Genomic DNA, 22,957 nt, shown 5'->3' on the forward strand with positions numbered 1-22,957 from the left:
ACCCCCGGGGCGGCAACTTATGTCGGGCCGCCGCGCAAGGAAACCCGCAATCTGTCACATCCGGGCCGGCGCATTCGCGCTGCTGCTCATCGCAGCTGTTGCGGCCGGCGCGGCGCAGGCCGCCGACGACGTGACCACGACTTTCGCGAGCTCGCTGACGCCAGTTCCGGCGCAGCCCGTCACGGTCACGGGCGCCGTCTACGTCCCCGTCTATTCCAGCGTCGCGATGACCCCGGGCCGGGTCCAGGCCGATTTCTCGGTGACGCTGAGCATCCATAACGCCTCCGAGCAGCGGCCGCTGATCGTCCGGCGCATCAACTATTATGATACGGCCGGCACGCTGGTGGAGGCGCATCTGCGCGAGCCCGTCGCCTTGAGGCCGTTCGCGACCGTCGAGATCTTCGTGCCCGTCAAGGACACCCGCGGCGGCACCGGTGCCAATTTCGTCATCGACTGGGCGGCGACCGGTGAGATCGCCGAGCCCGTCGTCGAGGCGCTGATGGTCGGCGGCATCGGCGCCGGCCATTACGCCTTCATCAGTCAGGGCCGCCCGATCCGGCCGACCGGGCGGTGAGCGCGGGGCGGCTTAGGCCGCCCGCACGTTGCCGAGGAATCGGTCGACCTCCTGCCGCAGCCGGTCGCTCTCCTGCGACAGCGACTGCGCCGCCGACAGCACGTTGCCCGAAGCAGATCCGGTCTGCGAGGCGCCGCGCTGGACGTCGACGATGTTGGCATTGACCTCGGTGGTGCCGCGCGACGCCTCCTGGATGTTGCGCGAGATCTCCTGCGTCGCCGCGCCCTGCTGCTCGACGGCAGCGGCGATGGTCGAGGAGATTTCCGACAGCCGCTCGATCGTCGTGCTGATCTCCCGGATCGCCGACACCGATTCCTGCGTGGCCGCCTGGATGCCGGAGATCTGCTGGGCGATCTCGCCGGTGGCCTTCGAGGTCTGCTCGGCGAGCGCCTTGACCTCGGACGCGACCACGGCGAAGCCGCGGCCGGCATCGCCGGCGCGCGCCGCCTCGATGGTTGCGTTCAGCGCCAGCAGGTTGGTCTGGCCGGCGATGGTGTTGATCAGCTCGACCACGTCGCCGATCCGCGCGGCGGCCTTCGAGAGCTCGTTGACGCGGTCGTTGGTGGTGCGCGCCTGATCGACGGCGCCGTTGGCGATGCGCGCCGATTCCTGCACCTGGCGGCTGATCTCGGTCACCGACGAGGTCAGTTCCTCGGTGGCCGAGGCCACCGACTGCACGTTCGTCGCGGCCTGCTCGGACGCGGCCGCCACGGTGGTGGCGAGCTCCTGCGAGCGCGTCGCGTTCGAGGTCAGCGTGCCGGCGGACGTCTCGAGCTGCGATGAGGCCGAGGACACCGTCTGCACGATGCCGCCGATCGCGCTTTCGAATTCGCTGGCGAGCTTGTTCATGCCGGCCTTGCGCTTGACCTCGGCCGAGTGCTGCACAGCCTTCACTTCCTCGCTGTTGAAGCGGACGATCGCCTGCACGGTCTGCAGGTTGCGCAGCGCCTCGCCGAGCTCGTCGTCGCGCTGCACCGGGATGCGGTTGTCGAGCTTGCCCTGGCTGATGTTCTGCATCGCGTCGTTGAGCACCTTGAGCGGCCGCAGCACCGCGCGGATGCTTTGCAGGCTGAACGTGGCGCCGATTCCGATACCCGCCAGGATCATCACCGAAATGATCGCGAGCACCACCAGATATTGACTCTCGGCCTCCTCGTAGAGCGCCTTGCCTTCCTTCACCTGGATCTCGACGAGCTTGTCGAGCTCGTGCTTGGCGGCCTCGAACAGATCATGTCCCTTCGTGGCGATATGCTGGCTCGCCTCGTCGAACTTGCCCTGCTCGAGCAGAGCCAGTCCCGGCCTGATGCCTTCCTCCAGATAGGCCTTGCGCCTGATCGCGTAGGCATCGGCGACGATCTTCTCCTCCGGGGTCAAGTAGCTCGCCATGTAGTCGGCCCAGACCTTGGTGATTCTCGCGCTGTTTCCGTCCACCAGCGCCCTGATGCCGTCGATCGGCTTTCCGGCCTTGCCGTTCGCCGCCGCGGACTGTTGCGACGACATGTTCTGCAAGGTGCGATCGTTGATCTCGAACAACTGCGCCAGTGGAATCGTGCGATCCTCGTAGAGCGACTTCATGGCGACGTTGGTGGAGCGGGTCGAAATCAGGCCGGCCGCGCCGATGATCAGCATGAACACGCCCAGCACCGCGGCCAAGGTCGTCAGCCGCGCTTTGAGCGTACCCGTGAACAGCGACAGGCGGTCGAACACCGAGCGGCGGCGGATGATGCCCGCGCTGATGGTGTAGTCCTGCGCCTTGTTCTGGTTGAGAAGCCCGTACACCTTCTCGGCCTCGGCGCGCTGCTCGGACGGCAGCTTGGTGCGGATCGAGGTGTAGCCGGTGATCTCGCCATTATCGCGGATGGGCGACGCGGTTGCCTGCACCCAGTAGAAGTCACCGTTCTTGCGGCGGTTCTTGACGGCGCCGGCCCACGGCTTGCCTTGCTTCAGCGTGTCCCAGAGGTTGGCGAAGGCCGCCTCCGGCATGTCGGGATGACGGATGATGTTGTGCGGCTGGCCCATCAGCTCGTCGGGGGTGAAGCCGGCGGCATCGACGAACTGCTCGTTGAAATAGGTCAGCTTGCCCTTCAGATCGGTGCGGGAGACGATGAGCGTCTCGTCGGTGATCGGGTATTCATGGGTCGTGACCGGTAGATTCTTGCGCACGGATATGAACTCCACCTGCCCATTGAATCGGATTCGGAATTTGAACTTCGGACGAACGCGAGAAGGCGGTCCGATCGTTAAATGTTGCGTAAAAGATGGGCACCGTAGGACTACGCGTTGTGCATTGCGGTTCGAGAGCCGGATACCGTCTCAGACAATCAGCAATAGAGCATGGGAATTTCCTCGTGACGCACGGGCGTCCGAGTTTTTGGCGGCGAGCCCTCGAGACGAGGGCGCAGGGAATGCCGGGTGAAGGCCTCACCCATGGCCCGCCTGCGAAAAAAATGCAGGCGGCAGGTACCACAGGCAAAGCCGTAACCGGCATTCCCTGCGCGATGGTTTTAACGACTTATACGCGATCTCCCCGGGGACCGGGCTTTCTTGCCCCCGTCATCCGCGCCAGCGCATCTGCGCCGGCGCGAACTTGGCCTCAGCATCGGGAGGTCAGGACCACGCGACTTCATCGTCCGCGGCCGCCATGCCCGTCGTGCATCGCAGCCCACGTCCACCGCATCCCGCCCCAACGTCCGTGACGACGCGTACGCCCCTCGCAACGAGGCGGGATGAGCGGATCATACACGGTTTCTGGAAAAAAGAAATAGGAAAGTTTGTGATTGTCGGGCTCTGCCGCATTCTCGGACATGCTCTGCAACGGGGTCCTGGTTCGACACTGCGGGCTTGCCGCTGATTGGCGCTTTGCCGATGCGCGGGGAAGTCACACTTGGCAAGTTGGGCGGCTCGATCGCTGCCCCCAGCCGCGCGGGCAATGGCATTCCGCCCTGTATGATGCTATGTGCAAAGCAAGATTCCCGCTGACGGAGCCGTCGTCTCCGCGCCTCGTTTGCACAGGACGGATCACCGCATGAGCATCGGAAACGGCGGACGATTGATCTGGGGTGGCGGCGCCGTTGCGGCGCTCGCGATCGCGGGCCTGGCCATTGCGTTTGCGCAGGGCTTCGGTCTCGACCTCCCGATCTTCAAGCGTGATGGGACGTCTGCGAGCCGGACTGGCGCGACTGCGCCGAGCGCTCCGGCAGACGGTGCGCCCGCTGCTCCGCAGCGCGCTGCGGCGGCTGAACCGGGTGCGGCAGACAAGGGCGGCGGCGCGAGCCAAGCCGCGGCAGCGCTCGCCAGCGCGCAGCAACAGGCCAGCGGACTGGCTTCGCTGCTGGCGCCGGTGGCGCCGCCGGCGGCCGAGAGCGATGGGCCGTCGTTCGACGTCGTCAGCGTGGAGCCGTCGGGCGACACCGTCGTTGCCGGCCGTGCGGCGCCCGGCGCCACTGTCGAGTTGCTGCGCAACGGCGAGCCGCATGCGCGAGTGGTGGCCGATCGCTCGGGGCAATTTTCCATGGTGCCGCCGCCGCTGCCCGCCGGGACGTTCGAGTTGACGTTGCGGGCCAAGCAGCCGGACGGCCGCGAGATCTCGTCCAAGCAGAGCGTCGCGGTGGTGGTCGAGGCCGGCAAGCGCCCGGCCACCGTCGCGGTGATCGCGCCGGACCAGCCGACACGCGTGCTGTCGAAGCCGGCCGCATCGGTGCCGCTGGCGATCGCGGTCGAGGCCGTCGACTTCGAGCCGAACGGCAATCTGCGCGTCGGCGGCCGCGCACGGCCCGGGGCCACCGTCCGGATCTATCTCAACGACCGGCTGGTCGACACCGCGACGGCCGGTGCAGATGGCTGCGTCGCGACGACCATCAAGGATGCCGCCTGGGCCGGCAAGGACCGGCTGCGGCTCGACGAGGTGGATGCCAAGACCGGCGCCGTGCAGGCGCGGGCCGAGGTGCCGTTGAAGGTGCCGGAGGCGCTGACCACGGCCTCGCTGCCAGCGGCCGCGGGGCAGGGGCAGGGAAGCGGCGGTGCTCCCGGCGCGCGCACGCAGCTTGCGTCCGCGTCGCCGGCCGACCTGAAGGACGTTGCCGCTTCACCCGCGCGCAGTGGCGCGAGGACGATCACCGTGTCGCGCGGCGACAGCCTGTGGCACATCAGCCGCCGTCTCCTCGGCGAAGGTACGCGCTACGCAGTCATCTACCGCGCCAATCGCGAGCAGATCCGCCGGCCGGATCTGATCTATCCGGGCCAGGTGTTCGTGCTGCCGGCGAAGCGCTAGCTGCGCAGCACAAAGGATTTTGACTTCTGTACGTGCTTGCACCTGAGCGCGCTGCTCGCGCCGTTGCGCTAAGATGGCCGTCAGCATTGTCTCACGAGGTTTCCATGCACGATCTCACCCGCTGCGTTCAGCACCCCGCCGTGTCGCACGACGGCTTCAAGTCGCTGGCGGTTCCGACCCATCGCGCCTCGACGATCGTCTATGACGAGCCGCAGGACTTTGCGCGGCGCGCCGAGCGTGGTCTCGACGGTTACACTTATGGCCTGCATGGCACGCCGACGACGCGGACCCTGGAGGCGCAGATCAGCGCGCTGCATGGTGGCGAGCGCACCGTGCTGGTCCCGTCTGGACAGGCCGCGGTCGCGATCACGATGCTCGCCGTGCTCAAGCCCGGCGACAAGGTGCTGATCCCCGATCACGTCTATCCACCGGTGCGTCATCTGTGCGCGAACTATCTCGCCGCGCGCGGGATTTCGCATGAGGTCTACGACCCGCTGATCGGCGGCGGCATCAGCGATCTCATCGATGCCAGCACGAAGCTGATCTGGCTGGAATCGCCGGGCTCGGGAACGATGGAGGTGCAGGACGTTCCGGCCATCGCGCGGGCCGCAAAGGTGCGCGGCGTGCTCACCGGCTGCGACAACACCTGGGCGAGCCCGCTGTTGTTCAAGCCGCTGGCGCATGGCGTCGATTTCGCGGTGGAGGCGCTGACCAAATATGTCGGCGGTCATTCCGACCTGCTGCTCGGCTCGATCACCGTCAAGGACCTGAGCTTGCGCAAGGCGCTCAAGGACGTGCTGGGCGTGCTCGGTATCGGCGTGTCGCCGGATGAGGCGGCGCTGGCGCTGCGCGGCATCGAGACCATGGGAGTCCGCATGGCGCATTCGGGACGCGTCGCGCGTGAGTTTGCCGAGCTGCTGCAACAGTCGCCGGCGGTCGCGCGCGTGCTGCATCCGGCGTTGCCGTCCTGTCCCGGCCACGAAATCTTCGCGCGCGACTTCAAGGCTGCGAGCACGGTGTTCAGCGTCGTCATCAGGCCGGAGTTTACCGCGCGGATCTATCCGGCGCTCGGACATCTCAGTCTGTTCGCCATCGGCGCCTCCTGGGGCGGCACCCACAGCCTGATTGCGCCGATGGATGTCACGGCCGATCGCACGGTGCACGCATGGAATGCCGCGGAGGGATTGGTGCGGCTGAGCATCGGGCTGGAGGAGCCGGGCGATCTGTGGGAGGACCTGTCGCGATTCCTCGACGCGCTCGAAACCTCCTGAGACATGCCGGCCCGCGGTGTTCGCGCCGCGGGCCGGCCCGTCGTCAGAAGTTCACGCTAAGCCGCGCATTCAGCGACCGGCCAGGGCCCTTGACGGCGTAGCCGTAGGCCGCGGATGAGCCCATCATCGACACCACTTGATAGTCGACCAGATCGGCGCCGCCGAGCGGCAGGTCATAGGTCCGGTTCAACAGGTTGTCGACGCCGAGATCGAGCCGCACGTGCTGCCACTGGTAGCCGGTGCGCAGGTTGACCAGCGCGTAGGACGGCGTGGTCAGCTCGTTGCGGACCTGGCTCACGACATTCTTGGAGCCGACGAGCTGCAGCTCGACCGAATTGGTCCAGCCGCCGAGATGATGATCGAGCGCGAGCTTCGCGTTGACCGGCATCATGTGGTAGAGGTCGACGCCGTCGGTGCGGTAGCCCCTGACGTAGCCGATCAGGCCACGGATCTGGCCGTGGCCGTAGGTCAGGTCGTCCCAGACCGTCAGGCGCCCTTCGACATTGACGCCGACCAGCGTGGCGTCGTGGTTGGCGAACTGCAGATAGACGAAGCCGGTATTTGTCGTCAGGTTGGCGGGGTTGCTGGCGAGGCAGCTCGCCGTTTTGCAGCGGTCGACGTCGATGTAGTCCTGCACGTAGCTGGCATAGGGCGTCACCTTGACGTCCCACAGCTTCTGCGCCGGATCGTGCCAGCCGGCGGTGAAGCTCACGGTGTGCGCCTTCTCAGGCTTGAGGTCGAGGTTGCCGACATAGCCGTTGCCGTCGCCGAACCAGCCGATCATCTGCATCGCCATCGCATTGGTCGACCAGGCGTAGCGCTCATACAGGTTCGGCGAGCGCGTCTTGCGCGCGAAGCCGAGCTCGAACTGGCTGATCGCGTCGGGCTCGTAGCGGACGAGCGCGGAGCCGTCGAGATGCACGTCGGTCCGGGCATGGTCGGCGGCGTTGAACGCCGCGGCATCGGCGCCGTACATCATCGCGTTGTAGCCCGAGACGTTGCCGGTGTTCATCCGCACGATGTCGTTGCGCAGGCCGACGATCGACGTCCACTGCCGATCCCAGTGCCGCTCCCATTCGACGAAGGTGCCGATGCGGTCGCGCTGTCCGCCGTTGATGTTGATGAAGCTGTTCGGCCCCATCATCATCGACCCGGCAACCGGGCTCCACCAGTCGTCGAGCCGGTTGAGCGCAAGCTCGTTGCCGACGCGCAGGAGGTCCTGGCCCGACACCGGCAGCGTCGCCTTGATCGCGTAGCCGCCGTCGAGGCCCTTGGTGTCCATCGGCATCGAGGCGACCTTGTCGGGCGCGATGAAGCCCATCGTGTGCCGGATCTGATGCACGAAGGCGGACGCCTCGATCAGGCCCCAGTCGAACGTGCCTTCGTAGCGGCCGTTGGCGAACAGGCCGCGGTTGTAGACCATGTCCATGTACTGGTTCACATAGCCCTGGTAGGGGATGAACTGGCCGCCCACCTGGAACGTGAACAGGTTGCCGAAGCTGCGCTTGGAGATGCTGATGGCGTGGTTCTGCGTCTCGTACAGCGTCGACTTCACGGTGGTGCCGTCGCCGGCCTTGTAGTTGCCGGAACGGACCCAGCCGCCGGTGTAGGTAACGCTGGTGTCGCGGTTGGCGGCCGTGGCCGTCGCATCGACGCCATAGGCGTTGCCGTTGCTGCGGAAGAAGCTGGAGACGCGGGTGCTGGCGATCCAGCCGTCGGTCGCCGCGAAGGCGGGCGGTGCCGTGGTGACATCGATGCGGCTGCCGATGTAGTCGCCGCCGACCGAGACCGGGCCGATGCCGAGATAGGCGCGCATCTTCGCGATCATCGCCGGATTGACGAAGGACAGCGGCGGATTCATCTCGTTCGGGCAGGCCGGCGAGATCAGCATCGAGTTGATCGCGACCTGGAGCCGGTCGGCGCCCATGCCGTTGATCGCGGGCAGGCTGGAGACGCCGCCGGCGCCCCAGGCTGCGCCGCCCGGCAGGTCGGTGACGAGGCCTGCCGAATCGCTCGAGGAGAGACCGCGCTCGAAGCCGGCCTGCGGCGGCAGCGTGCGGCTTGCAGCTGTTGGGCCGGTGTCTTTCTGCTGCGTGGCGGCTTCCGTGGCGTGTGGGGCCGGTGCGTGAGTCTCGCGGCTTGCCGCAGGCCGGGGACGAGGCTTGGCCGTGCGCTGACGCGCGGGGTCGACGGTGACGGTCGGCAGCGACGCCGCGGGGCGCGCGCTGGCGGGTTCAGCGGCGGAGCACAGCAAGGCTGTCGCCGCGAGCAGCGCCGACGACATCGGTCGCGGAGGTAAAGAGGCAGTGGGCGGCTTTGAGCCTGAAAGGACGTTCGACATGGAGAACTCTGGAGGATGCTGCGCAGATATCTGCGGATGAGATCGGGAGCTGGGCACGCGCCAACGGCGCCCGGCTGATGATGCCAAGATGTGCGTGCCATCACGCTGCGGCTCCGTGAGAGCGGAGGCGGCATGTGGCGCAGCGATGTGTCTGAAGATGCGGCGACCGCCGCTCAGGCGAGCCGAGGTGGCGCGCGCGCCCGGTGCCCGGCGTCGACCTCGGCAGTCGCGCGCCACAAGGGCGCGATCGGTTCGAACGCAACGCCAAGGACGCGCCGGAGGCTGACCGTGGGTGCGTCGGGCGGCGGCAGCAGTGCGAAAGCCGGGGTGACGCAGAGCGGACAATGCGCCGCTGACGTCGCAGCCGGCGCTTCCGAGCTGTCGGCGCCCCCTCGAGCGTTGTCGATTCGCTCGTGACAGATCTCACCGAATACGAAGGCGAAGCTCGGCGGCAGCCAGGCGTTCAGGCTCACCGCCAGCGTGACCTGCAGCGCCAGCACATAGGCCATCGCACAGGCGACGGCGCCCGTCAGATGTTTGCTGTGTGATGAAATGCGACGCACGGCCCTGAAATCCCCGCAGCATGCTTAGCATGTCTGCGGAACAGCACCAATTGCGATCGCGCAATGCCGTTGCGCGTTGGTCGCGCGTCGGCTTGCCGGATGAGCGATCTTACCCGGCGCTCAGCCGCACGCCGGCGCGCAGGAATTTCTGCGGGTCGACGGCTTCGCCGTCGATGCGGGTCTCGTAGTGCAGATGCGGGCCGGTCGAACGGCCGGTCGAGCCGACCTCGCCGATGATGTCGCCGATCTTCACCTGCTGGCCGACCTTGACGTTGATTTCGGAGAGATGGCCGTAGCGGGTGGAGAGGCCGTTGCCGTGATCGACCTCGACCATGCGGCCGTAGCCGCCGGCCCAGCCGGCATTCACCACCTTGCCGTTGGCGGTGACGCGGACCGGATCGCCGGTGGCAGCACGGAAGTCGAGGCCGGTGTGCATCGCGGGGCGGCCGAGGAATGGATCGGAGCGCACGCCGAAGCCGGAAGTGAACTCGACCTCGCCGATCACCGGCTTGCGATAGGGCACCAGCGACAGCGTGCGGTTCATCTTCTCGACCTGCGCGCGGGTGATGTTGATGCGGTAGAGCTGGCGTTCGAACGGACCGGATTCGGCGCCGAGCTTGACCGGAACGAACGGGCCGCCCATGCCGCCCTTTGGCGCGGCCGCTTCGAGCTGGCCCATGTCCAGGCCGAGATCGGTGATGACGCCGCGCATCCGGCGCAGCTTCGATTCCAGCGTCTCCTCGGCCGAGGACAGCATCGCGACCTGCCGCGCCTCGACCTGGTCGAGCGAGCGCGTCAGCCGCGTCAGCACGTTGTCGACACCGGCGAGCTTGGTCGATGGGTTGGGCTGCGCATTCGCCATCACGGGGCTGCGCGATTCGAGCCGGGCCTCGCGGTCCGGCGGCGCGGTGAAGATCACGGTGTCGCTGATCGGCGACGGTTTTGGCGCGGCTGTCGCCGATGGCGGCTCGATCGCGACCGGCGCACGCGCCGGGGCGCGGATCGAGCCGGTGATGTCGGGCATGCTGCCGAGCGCGGTGGCACGTCCCTCGAGCGCGGTCTGGCGCTTGAGGATCTGGTCGAGCTTCTGGTCGAACTGCTCCTGGTCGAGCAGTTGCCGGCTGGTGGCGCGGTCGACCTTGGCGCGCAGCTCGGCGATGCGGTCCTCATAGGCGTATTGCATCTCGGCCTGGCGCGCGATCAGCCGCGTCAACACGTCGTCGCGGAACGCGAAATAGGTCGCAGTCGCCGCCGACCACAGCCCGAGCAGGCTGACGGTGCCGACCACGATCCAGAACACCACCGGGCCGATGCGCACCTGCTTGCCGGCATGCACCAGCGTGTAGTCGCTCTGCGATGCGGCCGCGACCGGCGCCGGATGGCTGGCGGGTGCGCGCCGATGATGGTGGGCGTGCCCGCGGTCATGAGGATGGTGCTGGGGATATTCGGCGTGATGGCCGGAACGATACGACATCGGCACTCCCGCGCCGGCTGGAGATCGTCGTTCCAGCGGCGTCATTTACGGGAGCGATTTGACCCCTGCATGGTTAATTTTCCCCCAACGCTCTCCGGCGCATTCTCAGAGCGCGCGCGCCGCCGCCAGCACCGCGTCGGCGTGGCCGTCGACCTTGACGTTGCGCCACACCTTGGCGACGCGGCCGTCGGCGCCGATCAAGACGGTGCTTCGGATGATGCCGAGAAACTTGCGGCCATAGAGCGACTTCTCGCCCCAGGCGCCGTAGGCCTCCAGCATCTCATGCTTCTCGTCCGAGATCAGGGGTACCGCGAGATCGTGCTTGTCGCGGAAATTGTCCTGCGCCTTGACCGAATCGGCGGAGACGCCGAGCACTGCGGCGCCGGCAGCGGCGAAGTCCTTCGACAGGCGGGTGAAGTCGATCGCCTCCTTGGTGCAGCCGGGCGTATTGGCCTTGGGATAGAAGAACAGCACGAGCTTCTGGCCGCTGTAGTCGGCGAGCGAGACGGTTCCGCCGCCATCGCGCGGCAGCTTGAACGCGGGTGCCTTGGCGCCCTCGGCAAGGCCCGTTCCGCTGGCAGCCGGCGTCGCGGGCTTGGCCTTCGCAGCGGCGGCCTTCGTGGTCGGCGTCTTGGCGGAGGTCGTCTTGGCGGCTTTCGTCACGGCCGGTTTGGCCGTCTTCTTGGTGGCCTTCTTGGCCGCGGTGGCGAGCCGGTTCCCGTCAATCGTCCCGTAGGACGCCGGGTTGGAGGATTTCTTTCGTGATTCCTTCGACATACGCCTTCCTTTCGTCGCTTTCGGCGGCTCAAAAATGAAAGTATCTCGGTTCTTGTCCGGTGTCCCGGGATCGATCTGGCATCCGTGCTTCGCGGCGCGCAGGGGATTGCGCCTCTTGCGATGAAGCGAAGATCATGGCTACCAGCAGGCGTGAGCACCAGCGCAGTTGAGCACAGTGCAATGACGACTCTCGTACCGTCTCCGGATCAGACGTCCCCGCCACAAATTTCGTCCGGCGGTGGAGAGGCGCCGGTCCGCTGGCGCGAGCAGGTGGGCAAACCTGACGGCGGCGGGGTATAGTGACGAGGATTCCGCGCGTCGTCCGCGCCGCCGGCGAAGCGCCAGCGGGCGTGTTGACAGCACCCGCCGAAGCGTGACGGGATCATTGGGGCATCGACTCCTGCCGGCAGTGAGCACGCGCGCTGCGTGAACGGGCGGGGCCACACCGGCGACCAACCTGGCCGAGGCCAGATTGGCACGACTATTTCGGACACGAGGGGCCGGCACCGAGAGGCAATGGCAAGACAGACATCACCCCAGCGGCCCCATCTGCAAGCGGACACCCAGGGCCAGCAGTGGGATGAGGCCGACTGGGATGTGGCCGACCAGTATGAGGCTGCCGCCGAGCACGACGAGATGGTCGGGCAGCGCGCCCGGAGCCTGTTGTCGCGGCCCGATTCGGGCGGGAGCACCGGTCGATTCGGCGGGGCGCGCCCGCGTCTGCCGGGCGGCCGCGTGGCCAAGCGGGTCGTCATCACGCTGGCATCGCTCATGCTGCTCGTCGGGCTCGGCTTCGCCGGCCTGTGGCTGCGGCTCGGTGCGGGCCCGATCAGCCTCGACATCGCGACGCCATGGCTCGCGGCGGCGATCGAGGACAATATCGGCCACGGCAACACCGTCGAGGTCGGCGGCACCCAGATCGAACGCGCGGGGCGGATCAGGATCGCGGTCCGGATCCGCGACATCATCGTGCGTGACCAGGATCACGCCATCGTCGCCAGCGCGCCCAAGGCCGAGGTGCGGCTGTCCGGCGCCGCGCTGCTGATGGGCCAGCTGCGCGCCGAAAGCCTCAAGCTGGTCGACGCCGAGCTCGCGATTCGCATCACGCCGGACGGCACCGTCACGGTGTCGACGGGTGAGACCAACAAGCCGCTGGCGACGGGCGTCGCCTCCAAGCGCGACGCCGGCCTGCCGCCGACATTCCCGCGGCCGGGACAGGCCGCGCCATCGCCTGGTGCACCGGGACCGCAGGCCGGCCCGCAGCCGTCGGCGCCGGCCACTTCGACTTTGCCGGCGACCGCCGCGCCGAACGGCCTGCTCGCCGGCCTGGACTGGCTCGACAGCCTCAGCCTGACCGGGCTCGATGGCCAGAACCTGAATGAGATCGGGTTGAAGAACGGCGTGCTGGTCGTCGACGACCAGCAGCGCGGCAACAAATGGACGTTCGAGAACATCAGCCTCAGCCTGCGCCGGCCGTCCGGCGGCGGCGTGGCGCTGAGCCTCGGCGAAGAGGGCGCCAGGCCGTGGTCGCTGCGCATTCTGGTCGGGCCCCAGGCCAACGGCGTGCGCACGGTGGACATCAAGGCTGACAAGGTTTCCACCAGCAACATCCTGCTGGCGATGCGACTCAAGGATCTCACCTACATGGCGGACCTGCCCATGACCGGCGAGATCAAGGGCGAGCTCGCGCGCGACGGGCTGCCGACCTATCTGCGCGGCAAGATCAACATCGGCGCGGGCAAGATCATCGACACCGATACGCCCGACTATCCGATGGCGATCGATTCCGCCGAGATCAGCATGGAATGGGACGCCGGACGCCGCGTGCTGATCGCGCCGTTGAAGGTGATCTCTGGCGCCAACCGCATCACGCTCAACGCCAATCTCGAGCCGCCGAACGACACCGCGAACGACTGGCGGCTGGGTCTCAACGGCGGCACCATTCTGCTCGGCGCCATCGAAAACGAGCCACCGCTGATCTTCAACCGCATCTCGATCAACTTCCGCTTCGACACCGAGGGCAAGCGCGTGCTGCTGACGCAGGCCGAGGTGTCCAACGGTGAAATCGGCGTCGCCGGCACCGGCAGCGTCGAGTATGCCGGAGAGCCGCGGCTGAAGCTCGGCTTCGCCGCGACGCCGATGCCCGCGCTGGCGATGAAACGGATCTGGCCGGCGCTGATCGTGCCGGAGGTGCGGGCCTGGATCATCGAGCGCATCGAGCGCGGCTCGGTGCAGCGGATCGACGTCGCGGTCAATTCGCCGACGCGCAACCTGCCGCGCAAGGGGCCGCCGATTCCCGACGATGGTCTCGACGTCAACATCGTCGCCACCAATGTCACCGTGCATCCGGTCGACGGCCTGCCGTCGGTGCGCGATGCCGACGTGAAGGCGCATGTCACCGGCCGCACCGCGACGGTGACGATCGGGCAGGGCGTCGCGGATACGCCGGCCGGGCGCAAGCTCAACTTCTCCGACGTCGTGTTCGAAGTGCCGGACATGGCGCCGAAGCCGTCGCCGTCGCGGGTGCGCATGCGCGTCGAGGGCCAGGTCGCCGCGGCCGCCGAGATCCTCGCCTCCGACCGGCTCAACGATCTGTCGTCGATGCCGATCGATCCCAACCAGACCAAGGGAACGTTCCAGGCCAGCGTCAATCTCGCGATGCCGGTCAAGGGCGAACTGACCAAGGCCGACACCAGCTACGCGGTCACGGCCGATCTCAACGGCTTTGCCGCCGACAAGCTGGTGATGAACCAGAAGCTGGAGGCCAACACGCTCAAGATCGTGGCCAACACCGCCGGCTATCAGGTGAAGGGCGACGTCAAGATCAACGGCCAGCCGGCCACGCTCGACTATCGCAAGCCGACCGAGGGCGACGCCGACATCAAGATGCAGGCGATCCTCGATGATGCGAGCCGCGCCCGGCTCGGCATGGATCTGGGCACCGCGATCACCGGCAACGTGCCGCTCAAGCTCAACGGCAAGATCGCGGGCTCCGCCGATCGTGACAGCCGGCTCGGTGTCGAGGCCGATCTGACCCAGCTCAAGCTCGACAATCTGCTGCCGGGCTGGGTGAAGAATCCGGGCAAGGCGAGCAAGGCCACCTTCAACGTGGTCGCCAAGCAGCAGTCGACCCGCTTCGAGGATATCAACATCGAAGGCGGTGGCGTCTCCATCAAGGGCTCGCTGGAAGTCGACCAGAACGGCGACCTGATGAACGCCAACTTCCCGACCTATTCGCCGTCGGAAGGCGACAAGACGCAGCTCAAGGCCGAGCGCGGCCAGGACGGCGTGCTGAAGCTGTCGATGCGCGGCGACGTGTTCGACGGCCGCGGCTTCCTGAAGTCCGCCATCTCCGGGACCAACAAGGATGCCGACAAGAACAAGGCGCGCTCGAATCTCGACTTCGACGCCGAGGTCAAGCTCGGCGCCGTCGCCGGCTTCAACGGCGAGGCGCTGCGCAGCGTCGACGTCAAGCTCTCCCGGCGCGGCGGCGCCTTCAAGAGCTTCAACCTGACCGGCAAGGTCGGCCGCGACACGCCGGTCACGGCCGACATCCGCGTCGGCCGCGAGGCGCCCAGCTCCGATCCGCGCGCTCGCCGCCAGGGCCGCGAGGTGATCTATCTCGTGACCAACGATGCAGGCGCGCTGCTGCGCTTCGCCGACACCTATTCCAAGATGGCCGGCGGCGAGCTGGAGCTGGCGATGGAGCCGCCGACGGCCGATTCCAGCCCCAAGGAAGGCCTCGCGATCGTTCGCAACTTCACCGTCAGGGGTGAGCAGGCGCTGGACCGCGCCGCTTCCGGTGCGGCCCAGGGCGCGTCACAGGGCATCGCCTTCACGATGCTGCGCGCAGAGTTCACGCGGCAGAACGGGCTGCTCTCGATCCGCGACGGCGTGGTCAAGGGGCCGACGCTCGGCCTGACCATCGAGGGCAGCATCGACTACAACGTCAACCAGGTCCGCGCCTCCGGCACGATCGTGCCGCTGTACGGGCTGAACAACATGTTCAACCAGATCCCGATCGTCGGCCTGTTCCTCGGCGGCAGCAATGAAGGTCTGTTCGGCGTGACCTACGAGGTCGTCGGCACGCCGAGCCAGCCGGTGGTGCGCATCAATCCGATCTCGGCCATGCTGCCGGGCGTGACGCGCAAGATCATGGATTTCAATACCGGCAAGCAGCAATACCCGCCGGCGGAGCTGCCGCCGAACAATTGATGCTGCCGGCCGTCGCGTCGGCGACGTCAACAGAGCGGATCGATGCGGTCAGGCCGCTCTGACGCCAGCAAGGAAGGTGTCGACCTCGCGGGAGAGCTGCTCGGCCTGCTTGGAGAGGTTGCCGGCGGCGATCAGCACGTGGCTCGCGGCGCCGCCGGTCTCGTTGGCCGCCGTCGAGACGCCGCCGATATTAGCGGTGACCTCGCGGGTGGCCTGCGCGGTCTGGGTGACGTTGCGCGCGATCTCCGCGGTGGCCGTTCCCTGTTCCTCGATCGCCGATCCGATCGTGGCCGCGATCGCGGACACCTCCTCGATGGTCAGGGTGATGCCGTCGAGCGCGCCGACCGCTTCCCGCGTCGCGTTCTGGATCTGGGCGATGCGGTCGCCGATCTCCTGCGTGGCCTGTGCGGTCTGGCTGGCCAGGCTCTTCACCTCCGCTGCGACCACCGCGAAGCCGCGCCCGGCTTCGCCGGCGCGCGCGGCCTCGATCGTGGCGTTGAGCGCCAGCAGGTTGGTCTGGCCCGCGATGCTGGAGATCAGCTCGGCGACGTGCTCGATCTGCTTGGCGCCGTCGGCCAGGGCGCGGACGATCCCGTCGGTATGGCGCGCGCTTTCGACGGCGCGTCCGGTAACCTCGGCCGATTGGGCGACCTGACGGCTGATCTCGGTGATCGACGAGGTCAATTCCTCGGCGGCGGTGGCGACCGTCTGGACGCGCGAGCTCGCTTCATTCGCGGCGGAGCTGACGGCGGTCGCGCGCGCATTGGTGCTCTCGGCGGTGCCGGTCATCGATTTCGCCGTGGCCTCGAGCTCTCCGGCGCCGGACGCCATCAGGGCCACGAGCTGGCCGACGGAGGCATCGAAGCGGTCGGCCATCGCGATCAGCGCGTCGCGCTTGTCCGCTTCGCTGCGCTGCTTGGATGCGGCCTGCTCATGCTCCAGCATGCGGGCGGTGATCGCGGTCTTGCGCAGTACCTCCAGGGTCTCGGCCATGCGGCCGATCTCGTCGCCGCGTTCGGTCTCGGCGACCGGCTGCTCGAGCCGCCCGCCGGCGATATCCTGCATGCGGTCCTTCAGCCGATGCAGCCCGCCGACCACATTGTGCGAGATCAGGAAGGACAGGAGGCCGAGCAGCACGAGCAGCACCGCGCCGATGCCGGCGAGCCGCATCAGCAGGGCATAGACGTCCGCTTCGATGTCGTCGACATAGAGCCCGTAGCTCATGACGATGTTCCACGGCGCGAAGGCGCGGACGAAGACGACCTTCCGCAGCGGCTCGGTCTGGCCGGGCCGCGGATAGAGGTAGGAGGTCGTGCTGCCTTCGGGTTTCTGCTGCGCGGCCTTGATCTGCGCATCGGCGATCATGACGCCGTTGGCGTCCTTGGTGCCGAGGATCTTGCCCTCCAGTTTCTCGTTGGCGGCATTCAGAAGAAGCGCCGAATCGGCCGCGTTGTAGGCGATCGGATATCCCTGGCCGTTGTTGAACGTCATTCGTCGCGCAAGATAGCGGAACTTGTTCTTGGCCTCGTCCACCGACATCTTTCCTGCCGCGACCTCCGTCTGCAGCGTCTCTGCGAGACCGTAGACGAGGTCCACCGCGGTATGCATCTGAGTGATGCGGTCTTCCAGCATCCGCGCGCGGCTGAGCCAGCCGGAGACGGCCACGATCGCGATCACCGTCGCGATCGCAAGGATCACCATGCTCGCGAGCTTGGTGCGGAACTTCATGCGGCTGAGCAGTGTCACGGCGTCCTCGTCGTTCTTGTTGCCGAAACAACTATCATCAAGCTGCTTACTAATCATGAATGCGTGGTCGTTGCGCGCCGTCCACTATGTGGACGGGCGGCACTCGGCGCGCGCAAGCACATCGTATTTGGACCGTGCGCCAACTACGTGCGAAGGGCTGGAACGACCAGGAACGGGACCATGCCGATGACGACGCTGACGAGCGCGAGCAGAATGACGGCATCATAGCCGTGGGTGAGATCGTGGATGACGCCGCCGCTCCATGAGCCCAGCGCCGAGCCGAGCCCGCTGCCGATCGTGATCGTGCCGTAGATGGTGCCGAGCCGCCTGCCGCGGAAGATCTTCATCGCGGTGGCCGACAACAGCGGCCCGCGCGAGCCGATCATGCTGCCGAAGCAGACGACGAAGCCGCCGAGCAGGAAGATGTTCGGCGCAAATTGCAGCGCCCACAGCATCAGGATTCCTGCGATCGATACGGCGTAGGAGAACAGCACCGACGGCCGCCGGCCGATCAGCCCGTCGAGCGCGGAGACGCCGAGCATGCCGAACAGCAGCACTACGCCCGAGAAGCCCCAGGCGGTGGCGGCCTGCAGCGGCGCAAAGCCCGCATCGATCAGATAGGCGACGACCTGCGGCGCGATCGCATACATGCCGATGGCGGTGAAGAAGAAGGTCGAGAACAGCGCCCAGAAGGCGTGGTGGCGCAGCGCGCGCGACAAGGTCCAGGCGTCCTCGGCGAACTCATCGGCGATCGGCCTGGTGATGTGGGGCGCGCCGGCGGCGAACAGCCGCCACGGCAGCAGCGCCAGCGGCACTAGCAGAATGAAGGCTGCAGCGCCGAACGCCTGATAGGTGCTGCGCCAGCCGATCGCGTCGATCAGCAGTTGCGAGCCCGGCAGCAGGATCAGCACGCCGGCTCCGGTCGCCGAATAGATCACCGCCATCGCGGTCGGCAGCTTCTTGCCGAACCAGCGGCCGAGCAGGATCGAGTTGGGGACGTTGCCGATCAGCGCGATGCCGATGCCGACGCACAGGCCGATGCTGATCTGGAACTGCCACAGCGCCCGCGCCTGCGCCGCGGCCGTGAAGGCTGTGCCGAGCAGCAGGAGGCCGAGCGCATAGACGGCGCGTGGTCCGGAGTGGTCGAACAGCCGTCCGATCAGCGGCGCGGCGAGGCCGCCGGCGAGCGCCGTCAGCGAATAGATCGAGACCACCTCGGAGCGGTCCCAGCCAAAGCCGTCGGAGATCGGCTTGAGGAAGACGGTAAAGCTTTCTCCCAGCCCGCGGCCGAGCACCGACAGCGCGAAGCACAGGCCCAGCACCACGAACGCCAGGTGCGTTCGTGGTCGAGCTGTCGGGCTTTCCTCGGCTTGCGCAGGCTCTTGCGGCGCGCTGATCGTCATGCCGTCATGGGAGCGCCTTTCGGCGTTCCCTGACAAGCAGGCAAAAGCGAATGCGGCTATGCAGGCTTCACCAGCACATGGCGCTTCTTGCCCAACGACAGCTTGATCACGCCCTCGCTGGTGAGCTCCGCCTGTGTCAGCGCCATCTTCTCGTCGGTGACCGCGACGTCGTTGACGCGCAGGCCGCCCCCCTTGATCTGCCGCCGCGCCTCGCCATTGGAAGCGACGAGCCCGGCCTTGACGAAGGCGCTGAGCACGCCGAGCCCGGCATCGAGCTCGCTCCTGGCGACCTCGACCGTCGGCAGATTCTCGGCGATCGCACCTTCCTCGAAGGTGCGGCGCGCGGTCTCGGCCGCGGTGTCGGCCGCTTCTTTGCCGTGCAGCAAGGTGGTCGCCGCATCCGCCAGCGCCTTCTTGGCCTCGTTGATCTCGGCGCCCTGGAGCGCGCCGAGCTTTTCGATCTCCGACAGCGGCAGCGTCGTGAACAGCTTGAGGAACTTGACGACGTCGGCGTCCTCGGTGTTGCGCCAGTACTGCCAGAAATCATACGGGCTGCACTGGTCGGCGTTGAGCCAGATCGCACCCTGCGCGGTCTTGCCCATCTTGGCGCCCGAGGCGGTGGTCAGCAGCGGTGTCGTCAGCGCGAAGAGCTGTTCGGTGCCCATGCGGCGGCCGAGCTCGACACCGTTGACGATGTTGCCCCACTGGTCCGAGCCGCCCATCTGCAGCCGGCAGCCGGTGCGGCGCGCCAGCTCGACGAAGTCGTAGGCCTGGCAGACCATGTAGTTGAACTCGATGAAGCTCATCTCCTGCTCGCGCTCGAGCCGCAGCTTCACCGAGTCCATGGTCAGCATGCGGTTGACCGAGAAGTGCCGGCCGATGTCGCGCAGCATCTCGATCCACTTGAGCTGGGTCAGCCATTCGGCGTTGTCGAGCATGATGGCATCTGTCGCGCCGTCGCCGTAGCGCAGCACCTTGGCGAACACGCCGCGGATCGAGGCCTTGTTGGCCTCGATCTCCTCGACGGTGCGCATCGCGCGGGTCTCGTCCTTGCCGGAGGGATCGCCGACCATGGTGGTGCCGCCGCCCATCAGGGTGATCGGCTTGTTTCCGGTCTGCTGCAGCCAGTACAGCATCATCATGGTCAGGAAGTTGCCGATGTGCAGCGAGCGTGCGGTGCAGTCATAGCCGACATAGGCGGTCGCCTGACCCTTGGCGGCGAGCGCATCCAGGCCCTCGAAATCCGAGCACTGATGGATGAATCCGCGGCTCTGCAGCACGTTCAGGAAATCAGACTTGAAGCCAGTCATTGTCGGCGACTCTGAGCATTTGTTTACGGTATTGACCGCTTGTCGCGGCGGGGTGCGGTAGGGCACATGCCGCGGATACGGGCGTTGTGGCATTATAAGATGCGCCGGGCTTGTACAAGCATGGGCGCGGCCCGGGCGGGACCTCAAATCGGCCGTACTTGGCAAGCAGGGCAGGGTTTTCGGGTTCGACTGCAATGATTCTGACCGCACTTGGCCTCATGAGTGGCACCTCGCTCGACGGGGTGGACGTGGCCCTGATCGAGACCGACGGGCGGCAGATCAAGAGGCTCGGCCCCACGGGCTACCGGGCCTATGGCGCCGCCGAGCGCAGCCTGCTGCGCGAGGCGCTCGCCGATGCGGTGCAGATCGAGCGGCGCGAGGCGCGTCCCGGGCGGGTACGCGATGCCGAGCGCGCCGTGACGGTGGCGCACGCCGAGGCGATCGCCGCGTTCCTGGCGCAGCACCGGCTCAAGCCCGAGGATATCGACATCATCGGCTTCCATGGGCAGACCGTGCTGCACCGCCCGGAACGCCGCCTGACGGTGCAGATCGGCGATGCCGCCGCGCTCGCCAAGTCCGTCCATATCCCGGTGATGCACGATTTCCGCGCCGCCGACGTCGATTTCGGCGGGCAGGGCGCGCCGTTCGTGCCGGTCTATCACCGTGCCCTGGCGCAATCGCTGTCACGCCCCGGGCCGATCGCCGTGGTCAATATCGGCGGCGTCTCCAACATCACCTATATCGATGGCGACGACGTGCTGATCGCCTGCGACACCGGTCCGGGCAATGCGCTGCTCGACGACTTCATGCACCGCACGACCGGCCAGGCGTTCGATCAGGATGGCCGCGTGGCGGAGCAGGGCAGGCCGGACGAGGCCTGGATCGCCCGCGCGCTTGACATGCCCTTCTTCGCGCTGCCGCCGCCGAAATCGCTCGACCGCAACGATTTCGCCGCGCTGAAGCTCGGCGATGTGACGCCGGCGGACGGGGCCGCGACCCTGACGGCGTTCACGGCGGCTGCGATCGCCCGCATCGTCCCGCTGCTGCCGAAGCCGCCGGCGAGCTGGATCGTGTGCGGCGGCGGGGCCCGCAACCATACCATGATGCGGATGCTGCGGGAGCGCGTCGCGCCGGCGAGCGTCGAATCGGCCGATGCGCTGGGCTGGTCGGCTGACGCCATCGAGGCCCAGGCATTCGGCTTCCTGGCGGTGCGCGGCATGAAGGGCCTGCCGCTGAGCTATCCCACCACCACCGGGGTGCCGTTTCCGATGACCGGCGGAGTGATCGCGCGTCCGTGATCCATGCAATTGCATGAATCTTGACAGTTCCATGCGTGTGCATCTAGTTTGATGCATCTGCATCAAACTGCCGAGGATGTCATGTCGCCCTCCCTGAAACTGATCAGCCACAAGCTCTGCCCCTATGTGCAACGCGCCGTCATCGCGCTCACCGAGAAGGGTGTCGCGTTCGAGCGGATCGACATCGATCTTGCCGACAAGCCCGACTGGTTCCTGAAGATCGCGCCGCTCGGCAAGGTGCCGGTGCTGGTGGTGCCGACGGCGCAGGGCGAGGTGGCGGTGTTCGAGAGCAACGTGATCTGCGAGTACATCGAGGACGCGCAGCCCGGAGCTAGGCTGCATCCCGATGACGCGCTCCAGCGCGCGCAGCATCGCGCCTGGATGGAGTTCGGCTCGGCGATCCTCGGCGATCTCTGGGGCCTGGAGACGACGCAGGATGCTGCCGTGTTCGGCGCGAAGCGCGAGGCGCTGACGGCGAAGTTCGCCCGCGTCGAGGACGCGCTGGGCGAGGGACCGTATTTCGATGGCGTGCGCTTCAGCCTGGTCGACGCGGTGTTCGCGCCGATCTTTCGCTATTTCGATGTGTTCGATGGTTACGGCGATCTCGGCATCTTTGCGTCAACGCCGAAGGTTCGGGCCTGGCGTGATCAGCTCGCGCAGCGGCCGAGCGTGACGACGGCGGTCAGCGCCGACTATCCGCAACTGCTCCGCGCATTCCTCGCGCGACACCAAGCGTATTTGTTGAAGCAGGCGGCGTGAGGAAGTACGCGAGCGTAGGGTGGGCAAAGCGATCAGATCGGCGCAACGCGCTGATCTGATCGCGTGCCCACCATTGGCTCAGCATGCTCACATGAAGTCGGTGGGCACGGCGCGTTGGCGATCATCCATGTTGACGAAGCGTCGATCGCGCCTTTGCCCACCCTACAGATCGTCGCTTTCAGCCGGCCTCACCTCACATTGGCGAGGCGCATGTCCAGATAGGCCGTGATCGTCTCCATGAGCGGCTCGAGCTTGCCGTCGAAGAAGTGGTTGGCACCGGGGATGACCTGCTGGTCGATCACGATGCCCTTCTGCGTCTTCAGCTTCTCGACCAGCGTGTTGACGTCCTTGGGCGGCACCACCGCATCGCGCTCGCCGTGCACGATCAGGCCGGAGGACGGGCAGGGCGCCAGGAACGAGAAGTCGTAGAGGTTGGCGGGCGGCGCGATCGAGATGAAGCCCTCGACTTCCGGGCGGCGCATCAGGAGCTGCATGCCGATCCAGGCGCCGAACGAGAAGCCGGCAACCCAGCAGGCGCGCGCCTCGGGGTTGATGGTCTGCGCCCAATCGAGCGCGGAGGCCGCATCGGACAGCTCGCCGGTGCCGTGGTCGAACGAGCCTTGGCTGCGGCCGACGCCGCGGAAATTGAAGCGCAGCACCGAGAAGCCGCGATGCGCGAAGGCGTAGTAGCACTGGTACACGATCTGATGGTTCATCGTGCCGTGGAACTGCGGATGCGGATGCAGGATCATCGCGATCGGCGCGTTCTTCTGCTTCGCCGGATGGTAACGGCCTTCGAGGCGGCCGGCCGGACCGTTGAAGATGACTTCAGGCATCAGAGAATCCTTGGCAGAGCGTCGACCGACTTCGTCCATGCTTCATCTGGCGCCTCGCCGACGAGTTCAGCAGGGGACATCAGCAGGAAAAGTGGTGATCGAGCGCCATCCGTTCGCTTG

15 protein-coding genes are annotated in these 22,957 nt (G+C 67.0%); 6 read left to right on the forward strand and 9 right to left on the reverse strand.

Annotated features, from left to right (window positions below):
* Positions 1-19 precede the first annotated feature (19 nt).
* Positions 20-574 carry a DUF3124 domain-containing protein gene (locus ACQR1X_RS08915; RefSeq protein ID WP_434898671.1) on the forward strand — a complete coding sequence of 185 codons (555 nt, stop codon included), beginning with the start codon at positions 20-22 and terminating at the stop codon, positions 572-574.
* A 12-nt stretch (positions 575-586) separates the two neighbouring features.
* On the opposite strand, the gene ACQR1X_RS08920 is transcribed toward ACQR1X_RS08915, so the two are convergent.
* Positions 587-2,737 carry a methyl-accepting chemotaxis protein gene (locus ACQR1X_RS08920; protein ID WP_434898672.1) on the reverse strand — a complete coding sequence of 717 codons (2,151 nt, stop codon included), beginning with the start codon at positions 2,735-2,737 and terminating at the stop codon, positions 587-589.
* Between the two features lie 862 nt (positions 2,738-3,599).
* On the opposite strand from ACQR1X_RS08920, the gene ACQR1X_RS08925 reads away from it, so the two are divergent.
* The gene (locus tag ACQR1X_RS08925) at positions 3,600-4,844 is read left to right on the forward strand and encodes a LysM peptidoglycan-binding domain-containing protein (RefSeq protein ID WP_434898673.1); all 1,245 of its coding nucleotides are present in this window, start codon (positions 3,600-3,602) and stop codon (positions 4,842-4,844) included.
* Positions 4,845-4,948: 104 nt separating this feature from the next.
* Positions 4,949-6,115: a trans-sulfuration enzyme family protein gene (locus tag ACQR1X_RS08930; protein ID WP_316215719.1), complete on the forward strand. Its 1,167-nt coding sequence runs from the start codon at positions 4,949-4,951 to the stop codon at positions 6,113-6,115.
* A gap of 43 nt (positions 6,116-6,158) precedes the next feature.
* On the opposite strand, the gene ACQR1X_RS08935 is transcribed toward ACQR1X_RS08930, so the two are convergent.
* The 4 genes from ACQR1X_RS08935 to ACQR1X_RS08950 form a co-directional block, all read right to left on the reverse strand.
* Complete coding sequence (locus ACQR1X_RS08935; RefSeq protein ID WP_434898674.1) at positions 6,159-8,399, reverse strand: TonB-dependent receptor domain-containing protein; 2,241 nt, start codon at positions 8,397-8,399, stop codon at positions 6,159-6,161.
* Positions 8,400-8,629: 230 nt separating this feature from the next.
* Positions 8,630-9,019: a hypothetical protein gene (locus ACQR1X_RS08940; RefSeq protein WP_434898675.1), complete on the reverse strand. Its 390-nt coding sequence runs from the start codon at positions 9,017-9,019 to the stop codon at positions 8,630-8,632.
* Positions 9,020-9,128: 109 nt separating this feature from the next.
* Positions 9,129-10,493: a M23 family metallopeptidase gene (locus tag ACQR1X_RS08945; protein WP_316178936.1), complete on the reverse strand. Its 1,365-nt coding sequence runs from the start codon at positions 10,491-10,493 to the stop codon at positions 9,129-9,131.
* Between the two features lie 105 nt (positions 10,494-10,598).
* On the reverse strand, positions 10,599-11,270 hold the full coding sequence (locus tag ACQR1X_RS08950) for a peroxiredoxin (protein WP_434898676.1): 672 nt from the start codon (positions 11,268-11,270) through the stop codon (positions 10,599-10,601).
* 516 nt (positions 11,271-11,786) lie between these two features.
* Between ACQR1X_RS08950 and ACQR1X_RS08955 the strand changes: the two genes are divergently transcribed.
* Positions 11,787-15,485, forward strand: coding sequence for a YhdP family protein (locus ACQR1X_RS08955; RefSeq protein ID WP_434883135.1), 3,699 nt, complete (start codon positions 11,787-11,789; stop codon positions 15,483-15,485).
* 48 nt (positions 15,486-15,533) lie between these two features.
* Here ACQR1X_RS08955 and ACQR1X_RS08960 read toward each other — a convergent pair whose 3' ends face one another.
* The 3 genes from ACQR1X_RS08960 to tyrS all read right to left on the reverse strand — a co-directional run bounded on the left by ACQR1X_RS08960 (position 15,534) and on the right by tyrS (position 19,944).
* Positions 15,534-17,231 carry a methyl-accepting chemotaxis protein gene (locus ACQR1X_RS08960; protein ID WP_434883134.1) on the reverse strand — a complete coding sequence of 566 codons (1,698 nt, stop codon included), beginning with the start codon at positions 17,229-17,231 and terminating at the stop codon, positions 15,534-15,536.
* Positions 17,232-17,374: 143 nt separating this feature from the next.
* Positions 17,375-18,634, reverse strand: a complete 1,260-nt coding sequence (locus ACQR1X_RS08965) for an MFS transporter (protein WP_434898677.1) — start codon at positions 18,632-18,634, stop codon at positions 17,375-17,377.
* A gap of 56 nt (positions 18,635-18,690) precedes the next feature.
* The gene (gene tyrS / locus ACQR1X_RS08970; protein ID WP_316215725.1) at positions 18,691-19,944 is read right to left on the reverse strand and encodes a tyrosine--tRNA ligase; all 1,254 of its coding nucleotides are present in this window, start codon (positions 19,942-19,944) and stop codon (positions 18,691-18,693) included.
* Positions 19,945-20,138: 194 nt separating this feature from the next.
* Between tyrS and ACQR1X_RS08975 the strand changes: the two genes are divergently transcribed.
* Together ACQR1X_RS08975 and ACQR1X_RS08980 are read left to right on the forward strand one after the other, a co-directional pair.
* Positions 20,139-21,242, forward strand: coding sequence for an anhydro-N-acetylmuramic acid kinase (locus ACQR1X_RS08975; RefSeq protein ID WP_434895171.1), 1,104 nt, complete (start codon positions 20,139-20,141; stop codon positions 21,240-21,242).
* A gap of 81 nt (positions 21,243-21,323) precedes the next feature.
* The gene (locus tag ACQR1X_RS08980; RefSeq protein WP_434898678.1) at positions 21,324-22,001 is read left to right on the forward strand and encodes a glutathione S-transferase family protein; all 678 of its coding nucleotides are present in this window, start codon (positions 21,324-21,326) and stop codon (positions 21,999-22,001) included.
* Positions 22,002-22,189: 188 nt separating this feature from the next.
* On the opposite strand, the gene ACQR1X_RS08985 is transcribed toward ACQR1X_RS08980, so the two are convergent.
* A complete protein-coding gene (locus ACQR1X_RS08985; protein ID WP_008971476.1) occupies positions 22,190-22,837 on the reverse strand; it encodes an alpha/beta hydrolase in 648 nt (215 codons plus the stop codon).
* Between the last annotated feature and the right edge of the window lie 120 nt (positions 22,838-22,957).

It is taken from the genome of Bradyrhizobium sp. HKCCYLRH3073, assembly GCF_051167995.1.
Classification (GTDB): domain Bacteria; phylum Pseudomonadota; class Alphaproteobacteria; order Rhizobiales; family Xanthobacteraceae; genus Bradyrhizobium.